Origin of the sequence: Pseudoalteromonas sp. BZA4 (genome assembly GCF_040104395.1) — a bacterium.
Classification (GTDB): Bacteria; Pseudomonadota; Gammaproteobacteria; order Enterobacterales; family Alteromonadaceae; genus Pseudoalteromonas.
In genome coordinates, this window is sequence record NZ_JBECOT010000002.1 from 149,914 (window position 1) to 163,475 (window position 13,562).

The following is a 13,562-nucleotide window of genomic DNA, read 5'->3' on the forward strand; positions in this document are numbered from 1 at the left end:
TTTTAATTAGATGGGATAGAGAGAAATACCCGCAAACAAGGCTTATTCCATGTTTGCGGGCATGTGTTAAAGATATGCACAGCAGGCAATATCTACTGGTATGGGCTTATCGTCGATAACGCGAACTCTGTGTGCATTATCTCATCACCCTTGATACCTTTAAGCGCAATACGAATGGTAGGGTCTGCTTTTTGCCAATCGATTGTTAAATCGCCGTAGTTAACCTCATGAGTGTAATCACCCACACGGTGTTTATTAGGGCTAACATCTTTCCACTTTTCTGTAAGCCCCGAGCTAGTCATCTCGTGTATACCCAAACCACCCCAAGATTCGAGTTTCAGTTGGAATTAAAAGCGATTTAGGCAAGGCATTGATTGAAAAGAATGGTTATTCCCTTGTTAAAATCAATAACGCTGGATAAATCGCTTTTAAACCAACCCGTAGGGCGCTTCTCATGAACTTACTCTCTGCGTTGTTACTTCTTAAAAGGGAATGCCATTCCTGCAAAGTAACGCCTTGATATTAAGCCCATGAGAAACGCTGAATTCTAGATCTTGGGGTGGTTTGGGTATCTGGATAATCTAGGTTTTGTTGATACTTAGACAGCTCACCCCAGTGGGTATCGCCACTGACAATAATCACACCATTACTTTATGCTTTTTAATAAGCGCAAATAAACGCTCAGTTAAATTAACTGAGCGCTTGTTGGTTGGACAATATTATTAGGTTTGCTTAAATCAGCTCAGCCAGCATTTCGTCGCTGTATGGTGTTAACGCTTCACCATTTTTAACTTTACTGATGTAATCTGGATTCGCAATGAATGGGCGACCAATCGCAATTAAGTCAAATTGGTTATTATCGATAGCTTGATTAGCTGTCTCAAAGCTATAGCTACCTACCCCGACTAAGGTACCTTTGTACGCACCGCGCATATATTCAGATGCTGACATATCACCTAAGCTTGCAAAGCGCATGCTGTCATCAAAAATACCAACATGTAAGTACGCAAGGTTACGCGTTTCAAGGGCTGGTAATAGATAATCAAATACCGCCTTATCACCGTCACTTTCGGTCATATTAAAATACGCCCCTGGCGATAAACGTAATGCAGTTTTATCTGCACCAATTGCAGCCACTACTGCATCAACGACTTCAAGAGCAAAACGCGACATGTTTTCTGGTGTTTGACCGTATTGATCTTCACGTTGGTTGGCAGCAAAGTGTAAGAATTGATCAATTAAGTAACCATTTGCACCATGAATTTCAACCCCGTCAAAACCCGCTTCAATTGCGTTTTCCGCCGCTTTTGCGTAGTCAGCAATTAGACCTTGAATGTCTTCAATGGTTGCCGCTTTTGGAGTAACGTAAGTTAATTCACGCATTCTTGGTACCGAACCTTCAATACCAATTGCTGATGGTGCCAGTACATCACTACCAAAAAAGTGAGGATGAGCAACACGACCTACATGCCAAAGCTGAGCAAACATTTTGCCGCCTTTGGCGTGCACAGCATCGGTCACTTTCTTCCAACCTTGTATTTGTTCACTAGTAAATAAACCCGGCGTATTTGGATAACCTTGGGCATCTGGGCGGATAATCGTTGCTTCACTAATAATTAAGCCCGCATCAGCACGGCGTGCATAATAATCAACCATCGCTTGGGTTGGTACTAGGTTATCGTCGCTCATACAGCGCGTAAGTGGTGCCATTAGTACTCGGTTTTGCAGCTCTATGCTGTCGTTTAATTTAAACGGAGAAAGTAAATCGGTTGTCATGGTTTTATCCTTATCTTGAACATACATTCAAGATAAGGGCGAAACATACACACTTCAAGGTTTATTTTGAATAACCGTTCAAGATTACGTAAACTTCGTTTATATACCGTGAGGAGCTTTAATGAGAACTGCTGAATTTGATACTGAATTTGTACTACGCCAAGCCATGCATGCTTTTATGCAATATGGCTATGCGAAGACCAGTATGCAAAAATTAAAAGAAGTAACTCACCTTCACCCGGGTTCTATTTACGCGGCTTATGGCAACAAAAAAGGCTTGTTTTTAGCCGCTACCGAGCAGTATCAAAAAGATAGAAACCAACAATTTACCGCCCTTTTTAATGACCAACAATCAATTTTATCGACCCTCAAACATTACTTAACTGTAATTGTTGATGAATGTATTGAAGGTGAAGTAGCTAAAGTGTGCTTGCTTACAAAGAGTATTTCTGAGGTTGAAGGCAACGACCCACAAATTTGCACTGTGCTGCGTGGTAACTTAAACGCTTATGAGCATGCCCTCGCCGAACAACTTCAAAAAGCGCTAGATAACAACGAATTTGTAAGTAGCAAGTCAGCGCAACAGTTGGCGCGCTTTTTAGTGATGGGCATATACGGTATTCGTACCTATGCGCTGACAAATCAAGACCCTAAATCTCTGCAACAACTTGCTGACGATCTATTTGCTGCATTAGTAAATTAATTTAGCTATTAACTTTACTTGTCATATTAATTTATCACCTTATGATTAAGGTGTAGCTGTGTATAACTAAAAGAGTGAGCCTGTCATGAATAATGCAACTGCTAAACGTGTTGAAACTGAATTTGATGCTGTACTCGCCTTAGGCGCTAAGAAACGACTCGCTTATATGTTTGAAACGGTTCAAGAGTTTAAACAAGTGTGGATCCTCAATGATGAACATGGCTGCGTCATGCTCTCAAACGAAGACGACGACTGCGTGCCTGTATGGCCTAGCCGCGAATTTGCCCAAAGCTGGGCAACCGGTGAATGGCAAGACTGCACCCCAAAAGCCATCCCTGTAAAAGACTGGTTAAGTCGCTGGACACCTGGCCTTGAGCAAGATGACTTACTCATCGCTGTATTCCCAACAGACCAAGACGACGGCACAATTTTATTCCCCGATGAGTTTGACTCACAACTGAGAATGCCAAAAAGACGATTTTAAATACAAGGGAGCCAAGCGTTCCCTTTTTTATGCGATTTGTTGTAACCTCAGTGCCGAAATATCTTTTATCGGTGGCTTGCCAAAAAAGCGTGTGTACTCGCGGCTAAACTGGGATGGACTCTCGTAACCCACTTTTAAAGCCGCAGAGCCTACATCAATTCGCTCATTCAGCATTAATTGCATTGCCGCCTGCAACCGTAAGTTTTTTACGTATTGCAATGGGCTCATCTTTACCACATCACGAAAATGTAGCCTGAAAGATGATAGCTACTTATCTGAAATTGGTAATTTAGTTAGATTAGAAACAAAAAAAGAGCCAAACCTAGGCTCTTTTCAATAAAAGATGCAAAAATCTAAATAAGTAATTTACCTACTTCTTTCTTAAGATTTTTATTGCTTTCAACAGCTAATAAACTTTCAACTACAGGCATTTCATCTAATTTAATTAAATACTTATAAGACATATATTTAACTACCGGAACAGGATGGTACTTAACCCAATTCTCTAATTTCAGTGGCGCCTTTTCAACATTGTGAGCGACATAAACTTCTACAAGGTTATCATAAAGCTCTTCGTACTTTTTATAACGAATAGAATTACCTAAAGGTGTCGTGTATGAAGACTTTGAGAAATCTTTAGCATTTTTAATATATTTTTCAATGATAGGTGTAACACTAGTAAACTGTGTATTTTCTTTTGCTAACGCAAAAAGCCTTTTCCTATGCGCTTCCCCAAACTTAGAATTATTTGTTAATGCCCAAGCATCCAATTGAGATATAAGATTCACCTCATTTACTTCAATATAGTCATATGGCATCAAAAAGTACTCATGATAAACACCACCAACTAATCTTTCTTGTGCAGAATAAGTGGTCTCCTTATCTCTATTGACTAATGCGAATTTACCGCCATTTTTACATACATTAATGGTAGCCTCTTCAATTGCAGCATCTCTAGAACCAAAAGGAAGTAATGAGGAACCTTTCCAATATGTATACTCAGTAGATAAATTCGGAATTTTGTTTGGGTGTGCACTTTCCATGTCTTCATAATTTGTAAAAGTTACTAAGTTACAATTCGACAGTAAAGCAGAGTCCGCCATCTTTTGTTCAGTTGATTTACAACCAGATAATGACGCTAAAGCTAAACAACCAGCGACAACACCAAATTTTAATTTCATTTTAACTCCAATAATTATTATTTTTTATCCATGCCTTACAAGGGCTGGTCGATTTTCCAAAATTCAAACCTAAAATCAATAAAAAATCATGATAATTTAAATAAAAGCCATCAATTGGTGGTAAAACGAACTAATTGATTACAAATCAAGCTGTTACCATTATTGAGACAGTGTTTTTAAAAGTTCAATTCATATATCAGCATGCAAAATCTTACAAATTCCTTACTTACCAATAACGAACTAAACAACGGATTAAACGATAAATTAATGACATGAAAGCACCCTAAAAAATTTAATTAAGGGTAAAAAATAAATCTCGGTCAGTAATTTCATCAGCTCCATAAGTAAGGTTTTGTGTTGCGATAGAGTAAGATAGTGAAATAAAAAATCGCGCTTTGGTAGTGTACTCATATCTCTTTCTTCGAATACAAAAACGCAAATGAGTAAACTAGCACATTACTTGGTTATAGCCGTGAACAGCTTGAATTATTAGTAATAGAACTTGCTAGGAAAGTCAGTAGCCACATAGCCATGCGCGCCAAATGTAATCTTGAAAAGCACTTTGCTATGGTAGGGTAAATTTAAGAAATGGCGGTGACGGAGAGATTCGAACTCTCGATACGTTGCCGTATACACACTTTCCAGGCGTGCTCCTTCAGCCACTCGGACACGTCACCTAAGGCGCTTAGAGTTTAGCGCGGCGTTATAGTATGAAAACAACCCTACAGACGCAAGGGCTTTTTAAAATAGTGCAGTTAAGTGATTAGTAATCAAACAAAAAAGGCAAGGTAAACACCTTGCCTTTTGTATATAGTCAATTCGTTCTTAACGCTGAAGCGTTGCTGAAAAATCTAACATACGGTTAAGCGACTTTAATGCGCCTTCGCGTAAGTCCATATCAACAAACACTTCTTTACCTTCTGGGTCTGTCAGTGCTTCTTCAATCGCTTTTAAGCCATTCATTGCCATCCACGGGCAATGTGCGCAGCTTTTACATGTTGCGCCTTCACCCGCTGTTGGGGCTTCAAAGAATTCTTTCTCTGGGCATAACTGCTGCATTTTGTAGAAAATGCCACGGTCAGTCGCTACGATGAACTTTTTGTTGTCCATTGTTTGCGCTGCTTTGATTAGTTGGCTTGTTGAGCCAACCGCATCAGCTAAGGCTACAATCTCCGCAGGAGACTCTGGGTGTACCAATACAGCCGCATCTGGGTGTAAGGCTTTCATATCCTTAAGTGCTTTGGTTTTAAACTCGTCATGAACGATACAGGCGCCATTCCACATGATCATGTCTGCACCTGTGTTCTTTTGAATGTAAGAACCTAAGTGTTTATCTGGACCCCAAATGATTTTTTCGCCTTGCTCATCAAGGTGCTCAACGATCTCTAGGGCACATGAAGAAGTAACAATCCAATCTGCACGCGCTTTAACTGCTGTTGATGTATTTGCATACACTACTACCTTGCGATCAGGGTGCTGATCACAAAACGCTGAGAATTCTTCAATTGGGCAACCTACGTCTAATGAACACGTTGCAGCAAGCGTTGGCATAACAACTGTTTTATTTGGCGTTAGGATTTTTGCTGTTTCGCCCATAAAGCGAACACCGGCTACCACAATTACATCTGCGTCGTGCTTAGCGCCAAAACGCGCCATTTCTAGCGAGTCAGCAACACAACCGCCTGTTTCTTCAGCTAGTGCTTGAATTTCAGGATCAGTGTAATAATGGGCAACAAGAACCGCGTTCTTGTCTTTTAATAATTGTTTGATACGTGCCTTATACTCGGCTTGCTCGTCTTTTGATAACGGAGCTGGCTTTGGAGGGAAGATATAATCTTCAGGCATAATTTGTTCAGCTAGACTCATTTCTCGACCACTTAGTCCACAGTGCATTCATGGCGCGAATTATACGAGAATCTTAAGCTAAAGAACAGTATTGCTGTGAGCTGTTAAGATAAATAAAGGATAACTTAGAAAGAAAAGATAAATCAGCAATGGTGGGTCATGATGGACTTGAACCATCGACCAATGGATTAAAAGTCCACTGCTCTACCAACTGAGCTAATGACCCGCTCTGGATGTTGAATTGCGTAAATCCGCCGATATAAGACCATTCGAAAAATGGTGGGTCATGATGGACTCGAACCATCGACCAATGGATTAAAAGTCCACTGCTCTACCAACTGAGCTAATGACCCGCTCTGATGCTTAAAATAAGCTGCGTAAATCCGCCGATATAGAACCATTCAAAGAATGGTGGGTCATGATGGACTTGAACCATCGACCAATGGATTAAAAGTCCACTGCTCTACCAACTGAGCTAATGACCCGCTCTAATTGCTTATAAAAGCTATACGTAAATCCGTCGATTAAAGATTACCATTCTAAGAGAATGGTGGGTCATGATGGACTTGAACCATCGACCAATGGATTAAAAGTCCACTGCTCTACCAACTGAGCTAATGACCCGCTCTTTTTTCCGCATTTTGGCTGTTGTTACCAATCGCCTGCTGCGGGCGCTTATAATACTTATTTAAATGCTGAGTGCAACAGAAAATATCTCTTTTTTTAAGTTTTTATGTCTAGTTGCCTAATTTTAGACCGCTTATGTCAAAAAGCAGTCTAATCAGGTCAAATCTACATTTGCGACAGACGTTCTGTGGCTAATTTAGCAGCGGTAGTACTTGGGTACTGATTAATTAAATCATTAAAGGTTTTAAGGGCTTGCTCGCCTAAACCTTGATCCGCTAATAAGTTCCCTAACTTTAACATCGCATCTGGGCGCTTATTAGAATTAGGGTATTCATTCACAACAACTTTAAAGTGCTCAGTTGCACCAGCTTGATCGTTTTGGATTGTTAACAGCTGGCCTAACCAATAATGCGCATTAGATGCATACACTGAATTAGGATAAGTAGTTAAGAATGTTTGGAACTCAGGAATTGCTTGCTCATAACGTTTATCTTTCATGATTAACGCTACAGCACGCTCATAGGCTTCGTTTTCAGATAAGTCTGAACTGATTGCCTGTGATGCACCCACATCCGTATAAGTGTTAGTAGGTTGAGTTTGTGTTGGAGCAGGCTGGCTATAAGCTTGGCTTACACGGTTCTCAATCTCTTGATAAAGCTCACGCTGACGTTGTAATACTTTTTCAAGCTTATAGCTTTGCTCTTCAGTAATACCACGTACTTGGCTCACTTCGTCTTGTAAAATATTAAGCTGCTGCTGAAGCTCAGCTTGCAATAAATTACGTGACTTCATCATGTTTTCTAAAGCGACTAAACGCTTCTCAATGCTCGATTGCGAGCTTGCAGCTTCTGAAACAGGAGCGGGAGCAGCCCATAACTGGGTGCTCCCGCTTAAGATCATTGCTGCCAAAATAATTTTCGGCTTCATAATGACTCTTTATTAGTAAACTAATACTGCGCGACGGTTCTTCGCGAACGCTTCTTCAGTGCGAGACTTAACCATTGGCTTCTCTTCACCATAGCTCACTACTGACATTTGGCTAGCAGAAACACCTAAACTTTGTAGGTATTTTTCTACTGCTTGACCACGGTGCTCACCTAGTGCGATGTTGTACTCAGGCGTACCGCGCTCGTCTGCGTGACCTTCGATTAGTACTTTCACTGAAGGGTTTTGTACTAAAAACTCAGCGTGTGCTTGTAAAAGCTCAGCATATTTGCTTTGGATTTTTGCATTATCAAAACCAAAGTAAATGATTTGTTCTTGACGTAACGCTTCGTATTTTTCACGAAGTGCTTCTTCAGCTTGTTGCTCTGGAGTAAGCGTTGCAACTTCAACAGTATCAGTGTTTGATTGCTCAACCATACCTTGGTTAGATTGGTTTGCAGCACCTTCGTCAACACCTGAAGAAGAGCTACACGCCGCTAATGTCATCACTGGCACAGCAATAAGCAGGCCTTTTAAAGTTTTATTAAGTTGCATTTAATTGATTCCTATATTGAGTAAACCAGTAAAAATTACTGTAAATAAGGCGACCAAGCCGGTGCCTTAACTTGTCCATCTAGCACAGGTAAGCGTGCTTTAAAGCGACCGTCCATAGAAACTAACGCCAACACCTGTTTATTATTATGAAGCGTGCTGTAGATAATCATCGAGCCATTTGGGGCAATACTCGGCGATTCATCTAAGCGAGTTCTAGTTAATACTTGGAACGCGCCTGTAGCTAGCTCTTTTTTAGCAAGATGGTATTGACCGTTAGTACGATTCACCATCACTAATTCTTTTCCGTCAGGTGAAATCGAACCTGCTAAATTCATATCACCATCAAACGTCATACGTTTTGATCTACCAGTTTGCAAATTTAACTTATAAATCTGGGCATTACCACCCCTTTCAGACGTAAACACAATATCTTGCCCATTTGGGTGCCAAGAAGGCTCAGTATCGATACTACGGTGATTTGTTAAACGCTTTTCTTTGCGAGTTGCAAGGTCTAAAAGGTAAACTTCTGTTGCACCATTACGGTCTTTAGAAAGCACTAATAATAACTTTTTACCATCAGGCGAGAACTGCGGTGCACCATTAATACCAGGGTGGCTTGTGATTAATTCACGTTTACCCGTATATAAGTCTTGCATGTATATTTGGCTTTGGCGGTTTTCAAAAGTAACATACGCAAGCTTAGTACCATCTGGAGACCAAGCCGGTGACATTAATGGCTCTTTAGAGCGAAGTAACACTTGTTCGTTATAACCGTCATAATCAGCAACAACTAATTGATATGGCTTAGGTTCACCGTCACGAACGATGACATAAGCAATTTTCGTTAAAAATGCGCCCTTTTCACCAGTAAGTGCTTCATAAACTACATCACTAATACGGTGCGCATAACGGCGAAAACCATTTTCAGAAATAACACTTTCACGCGCATCTAGTACATGATCTTGGCTTTTAACTAGCTTACCGTTGCTCATCATTTGAGTTTCGCCGCCTGTAATTTGGCCACGGATCACATCAATAAGTTCATACCTTACTAAGTAACGCCCGCCTGGTTGTTGCTCTACTTGACCAACAAGTACTGCTTCAACACCTTGATTGACCCAAGCGCCGTAATCTACATCAGCATCTTTGCCAGGTAGTTGTGGCATATTTGTCACATCAACAGGTTTAAACTTACCACTGCGCATCAAGTCAGCTGCAATAACGGTGCTTAGTTTTTCAGGGATTGGGCCAACGCCCTGGTATTTAAATGGTACGACTGCTATTGGGCGCGCACCATCAATACCTTCAGTGATAACAATTTCTAGTGCAGCACTGGCAATGCCATGAAAGCCCAGTAATACAATAAAACATGCTGTTTTTATCTGGTTGAACATATCATTCCTTTAGAATTCTGGCTTAATTGTTAAGTTAATATTTTTCAGTTGCTCGAATACATCTTTATCAGGCGAAACTGGTAATGTATCAGCCATACGTACAGCTCGAAGAGCAGCTTCACACACTAATTTATCACCACCTAATGATTTTACTTGCGTTACTAAACCATTAAAGCCAAGGCGAATATTAACGCGACATTGCTTATTCTTCATTTTTTCATCTATAAGTAAAGTTTGTTGAATACGCGCCATAATTAACGCTTTATATTTATCAACTTCACTTACAACCTGTTGCTGGCGAATTTTATTACGTGCAGCTTGCTCAGCAGCTAACTGCTCTTGCAACATTTGCTCTTGCAATGCTTGCTGACGTTTACGCTCTGCTTCAGCTTCTTTACGTTTACGTTCAGCTTCTGCTTCGGCAGCTTTACGCTTGCGCTCTTCTTCAGCTTTCTTTAACGCTTGTTCTTCAGCTTTACGTTTTTCAGCGGCTGCTTTTGCTGCGGCTTCAGCCTCTTGCTTTTGCTTTTCAGCTTGTTGCGCTTTAGCTCGTTCTTTTTGTTGAATTTCACGAGCTTTTTTCGCTTGTGCTTCTGCTTCTGCTTTTTCTTTCTCTTTCGCGCGGCGTTGCTGCTCTAGCTTTTTAAGGCGTCTGTCTTCAGCTTCACGTTGCTTGCGTGCATCATTAGCACGACGTTCAAGATCACGAATACGCTTTGCTTCGGCTTGTTTTTTCGCTTCTTCTTGCTTTTTTAGCTCAGCAATTTTCTGCTCAACCTTTTGTTGGTCTACAGTAACCGCAGAAACGGCTTTTTCTGGTTCAGGAATAGCTGGATTCAATGTAACTTCCATCACCTTAGGCGCTGGCATATGAAAGTTCGCTGATCCAATTAAAAAACCAATAATACCGAGGTGCAATAGAAGCGATTTAATTAATGACTCACGCATACTAACCCTCAAATGATTCGGTCATTAGACCCACCGAAGGCACACCAGCATTTTTCAAAAAGTCCATAAGCAGCAGTACTTCTTGATAAGAAACTTTGCCCGAACCTTTGATCATCACAGGTGTATCTGGATTTTTTTGTAGCTGAAGTTTAATCACCGCAGCAACATCCAGCGCTTCCATTGGCGCTTCTGGATCTGTGCCAACACTTACATAGTACTTACCTTCAGCATCAATTGACGCAATAATAGGTGGTGTGTCTTTGGTATCAACAAGATCAGACTCTTCCATTTTCGGCAAATCAACTTTTACACCATGAGTAATAAGTGGCGCAGTTGCCATAAATATAATAAGTAGTACCAACATTACGTCAATGTAAGGAACTACGTTTATCTCACCTACTGGGCGACGTTTCTTACGCTGGTACATTCGCTTTAGCCTCTATTTGTGCAGCTGCTTGGCGGTGTAAAATATTGGCGAACTCTTCCATGAAGTTAATGTAATTACCTTCAAGCTTTTCTACTTTATTTGCAAAACGGTTGTAAGCAATAACGGCAGGAATTGCAGCAAATAAACCCATTGCTGTTGCAATCAATGCTTCAGCAATACCTGGCGCTACCATTTGTAACGTTGCTTGCTTAACTTCACCTAATGCAATAAATGCATTCATGATACCCCATACCGTACCAAATAGGCCGATGTAAGGACTGATAGAGCCCACTGTTGCTAAAAACGAAAGACTTGATTCTAGTTTCTCAACTTCGCGCGATAAAGCAACACGCATTGAACGATGTGTGCCTTCCATAACAATGCTTGCACTTTGTAGTGAATTTTTCTTATGACGTGCAAACTCTTTAAAACCAGCAACAAATAATGCTTCAACACCTGATGCGCCACCAGGACGCGCTGATACTTCGTTATATAATTTACTTAGATCAATACCTGACCAAAACTTTTGTTCAAAACGCTTAGCGCCATTAAGTGCATCAGAAATCGCTTTTTTACGCTGAAAAATAATTGCCCATGACATTACCGACATACCGACTAATGCCAACATTACTAGCTGGACAAGTACACTGGCTTCTAGAATAAGATCTAAAAAATTAAGCCCTGATCCCACGTTAAACTCCTAAAATAGATTTCTATGTAATTTGTTATATTTTTTACACTTGCATTTATTGACCACAATCATGGCCAAAAGTTACATCTAGTGTATCTAGTCAGTTATAAACTGACAACGCTCTTGCTGTGAATTAGCGGCAAATAACGGTAAAAAGCAATTTGCTTAGTTATTTTTTAGCCATATTAGGTTTTATCAACACATTTACGCATATTTTCACCTTAATAATAAGTCACTAGAACAGCTCTCAAAAGCAACCAAAACAGCCAAAAACACGACGTTTATTCATAAATAGCGCATAAACACCCAAAAGCACTTTTGCAAATCTACTACAGAATACTTAAACTAATCCTGAATAAAGATCACAAAATTTATAAAAACCCTTTTATTCAGAAGCTTAAAAACAAAATAATTACAAAGTGAACAAAAAGAAAACAATTCAATTTTTATCTCGCATTAGTTTTTTTAATCTGAAAATAAAATTTTTCTAGTTTGAAGAAAAATCCATCATCGCGTATTATTTACCTATACCGAGCTAGCAACCTCATGAAAGTTTCTTTCATCAAGCTCCGTTTTTAGCAATATGAAGTTTCGTATTGCTCTTGGTTTACTTTTATTGGGATAAAACCTTATTCAGGTAGACCGTAGTTCCCTGAATTACTTCCTTCAACTTGTTGTTTGCCCGCATCCTTATGCGGGCTTTTTTTTGCCTACACAAACGTCATGAGAATACCTATCGATATCTTAACAGTATGTGAATTACAGGTGTTAAATGAGGCTTAGAGTATGCGGTATGCGGTATGCGGTATGCGGTATGCGGTATGCGGTATGCGGTATGCGGTAAAAGGTAAAAGGTAAAAGGTAAAAGGTAAAAGGTAAAAGGTAAAAGGTAAAAGGTAAAAGGTAAAAATCTATACACCTATGTATATACCTCAATAAAAAAGCAGCCCTCTCGAGCTGCTTGATACTGTTATATTACACTTAACTCAGGTTTTGCTATTTCTCTGGCGTTAGCCCAAAGTGTAAATAAGCAATGTCTGAAACGAGTCGTCCGCGTGGGGTACGCTGAATAAAGCCTTGTTGAATTAAAAACGGCTCTATCACATCTTCAATGGTTTCTTTTTCTTCGCCAATTGCAGCCGCTAGGTTATCAAGGCCAACTGGGCCGCCCATAAATTTTTCAATAATAGCTAGCAAGTATTTTCTATCCATGTAGTCAAAACCACTTTTATCGACATCAATCATATCAAGGGCTTGTTCTGCAACTGTGGCATTCACTTTACCGTCTGATTTCACTTGGGTGTAATCACGAACGCGGCGTAATAAACGGTTTGCTATGCGCGGTGTACCGCGTGAACGCTTGGCGATTTCGGTTGCACCTTCATCACACATGGTTAAGTCTAAAAAGCTTGCTGAGCGGGCAACAATTTTTGATAAGTCTTCAACAGAATAAAACTCTAATCGCTGAACAATACCAAAACGGTCTCTAAGTGGTGAGGTGAGTGAGCCAGCACGCGTTGTTGCACCAATTAAAGTAAATGGCGGCAAATCAAGCTTTATAGAGCGCGCTGCGGGGCCCTCACCTATCATAATATCCAGCTGATAATCTTCCATTGCGGGATACAAAATCTCTTCGACTTGCGGGCTCAAACGGTGTATTTCGTCAATAAACAGTACATCTCCTTCTTCAAGGTTCGTTAAAAGTGCGGCTAAATCGCCTGCTTTTTCGAGTACTGGCCCCGACGTTGTTTTAATATTAACGTTAAGCTCGTTGGCAACAATGTTTGCAAGTGTAGTTTTACCAAGACCCGGTGGACCAAATATTAATAAATGATCCAGCGCTTCGCCACGGTGGCGAGCTGCCTCGATAAAAATTTCCATTTGTTGCTTAACATGCGGCTGGCCTGTGTAATCGGTTAACAGCTTTGGTCGTATGGCACGATCAACACTGTCTTCATTACTTTGTTCACTCGCATCTATTAAGCGATCTGCTTCAATCATGGTTTA

12 protein-coding genes, 5 tRNA genes and 3 pseudogenes are annotated in these 13,562 nt (G+C 40.4%); 2 read left to right on the plus strand and 18 right to left on the minus strand.

Annotation, left to right across the window (positions count from 1 at the left end; genetic code table 11):
* Nucleotides 1-92 precede the first annotated feature (92 nt).
* From ABMY41_RS01680 to ABMY41_RS01690, 3 genes and pseudogenes are all read right to left on the minus strand, one after another.
* Nucleotides 93-305: pseudogene (locus ABMY41_RS01680) on the minus strand (alkaline phosphatase family protein); the annotation flags it as partial.
* 268 nt (nt 306-573) lie between these two features.
* Nucleotides 574-680: pseudogene (locus tag ABMY41_RS01685) on the minus strand (alkaline phosphatase family protein); the annotation flags it as partial.
* Nucleotides 681-732: 52 nt separating this feature from the next.
* A complete protein-coding gene (locus ABMY41_RS01690; protein ID WP_289098746.1) occupies nt 733-1,776 on the minus strand; it encodes an alkene reductase in 1,044 nt (347 codons plus the stop codon).
* 121 nt (nt 1,777-1,897) lie between these two features.
* Here ABMY41_RS01690 and ABMY41_RS01695 point away from each other — a divergent pair, with 121 nt between their 5' ends.
* Both ABMY41_RS01695 and ABMY41_RS01700 read left to right on the plus strand, forming a co-directional pair.
* A complete protein-coding gene (locus ABMY41_RS01695; protein ID WP_062565206.1) occupies nt 1,898-2,479 on the plus strand; it encodes a TetR/AcrR family transcriptional regulator in 582 nt (193 codons plus the stop codon).
* Between the two features lie 85 nt (nt 2,480-2,564).
* Complete coding sequence (locus ABMY41_RS01700; protein ID WP_054561299.1) at nt 2,565-2,963, plus strand: DUF2750 domain-containing protein; 399 nt, start codon at nt 2,565-2,567, stop codon at nt 2,961-2,963.
* 27 nt (nt 2,964-2,990) lie between these two features.
* Here the strand turns inward: ABMY41_RS01700 and ABMY41_RS01705 are convergent.
* The 15 genes and pseudogenes from ABMY41_RS01705 to ruvB form a co-directional block, all read right to left on the minus strand.
* A pseudogene (locus ABMY41_RS01705) lies at nt 2,991-3,212 on the minus strand (AraC family transcriptional regulator); the annotation flags it as partial.
* A gap of 104 nt (nt 3,213-3,316) precedes the next feature.
* Complete coding sequence (locus ABMY41_RS01710) at nt 3,317-4,144, minus strand: hypothetical protein (protein WP_289098743.1); 828 nt, start codon at nt 4,142-4,144, stop codon at nt 3,317-3,319.
* Between the two features lie 589 nt (nt 4,145-4,733).
* Nucleotides 4,734-4,821: transfer RNA gene (locus ABMY41_RS01715), tRNA-Ser, on the minus strand.
* Nucleotides 4,822-4,969: 148 nt separating this feature from the next.
* Nucleotides 4,970-6,010, minus strand: a complete 1,041-nt coding sequence (gene nadA, locus ABMY41_RS01720) for a quinolinate synthase NadA (protein WP_054561293.1) — start codon at nt 6,008-6,010, stop codon at nt 4,970-4,972.
* Between the two features lie 129 nt (nt 6,011-6,139).
* Nucleotides 6,140-6,215: transfer RNA gene (locus ABMY41_RS01725), tRNA-Lys, on the minus strand.
* A 51-nt stretch (nt 6,216-6,266) separates the two neighbouring features.
* Nucleotides 6,267-6,342: transfer RNA gene (locus ABMY41_RS01730), tRNA-Lys, on the minus strand.
* A 56-nt stretch (nt 6,343-6,398) separates the two neighbouring features.
* Nucleotides 6,399-6,474 (minus strand) — tRNA-Lys (locus tag ABMY41_RS01735).
* A gap of 63 nt (nt 6,475-6,537) precedes the next feature.
* A tRNA-Lys gene (locus ABMY41_RS01740) sits at nt 6,538-6,613 on the minus strand.
* A 168-nt stretch (nt 6,614-6,781) separates the two neighbouring features.
* On the minus strand, nt 6,782-7,543 hold the full coding sequence (gene ybgF, locus ABMY41_RS01745) for a tol-pal system protein YbgF (protein WP_289097720.1): 762 nt from the start codon (nt 7,541-7,543) through the stop codon (nt 6,782-6,784).
* A gap of 12 nt (nt 7,544-7,555) precedes the next feature.
* Nucleotides 7,556-8,095 carry a peptidoglycan-associated lipoprotein Pal gene (gene pal, locus ABMY41_RS01750; protein ID WP_130051703.1) on the minus strand — a complete coding sequence of 180 codons (540 nt, stop codon included), beginning with the start codon at nt 8,093-8,095 and terminating at the stop codon, nt 7,556-7,558.
* Between the two features lie 35 nt (nt 8,096-8,130).
* The gene (gene tolB, locus ABMY41_RS01755) at nt 8,131-9,489 is read right to left on the minus strand and encodes a Tol-Pal system beta propeller repeat protein TolB (protein WP_289097716.1); all 1,359 of its coding nucleotides are present in this window, start codon (nt 9,487-9,489) and stop codon (nt 8,131-8,133) included.
* Between the two features lie 9 nt (nt 9,490-9,498).
* Complete coding sequence (gene tolA, locus ABMY41_RS01760; RefSeq protein ID WP_287244026.1) at nt 9,499-10,437, minus strand: cell envelope integrity protein TolA; 939 nt, start codon at nt 10,435-10,437, stop codon at nt 9,499-9,501.
* A 1-nt stretch (nt 10,438) separates the two neighbouring features.
* On the minus strand, nt 10,439-10,864 hold the full coding sequence (gene tolR / locus ABMY41_RS01765; RefSeq protein ID WP_287244028.1) for a protein TolR: 426 nt from the start codon (nt 10,862-10,864) through the stop codon (nt 10,439-10,441).
* Complete coding sequence (gene tolQ, locus ABMY41_RS01770; protein ID WP_217874263.1) at nt 10,851-11,555, minus strand: protein TolQ; 705 nt, start codon at nt 11,553-11,555, stop codon at nt 10,851-10,853. Before tolQ ends, tolR begins: the two co-directional genes overlap by 14 nt.
* A 996-nt stretch (nt 11,556-12,551) precedes the next feature.
* Nucleotides 12,552-13,556 carry a Holliday junction branch migration DNA helicase RuvB gene (gene ruvB / locus ABMY41_RS01775; RefSeq protein WP_054553011.1) on the minus strand — a complete coding sequence of 335 codons (1,005 nt, stop codon included), beginning with the start codon at nt 13,554-13,556 and terminating at the stop codon, nt 12,552-12,554.
* Between the last annotated feature and the right edge of the window lie 6 nt (nt 13,557-13,562).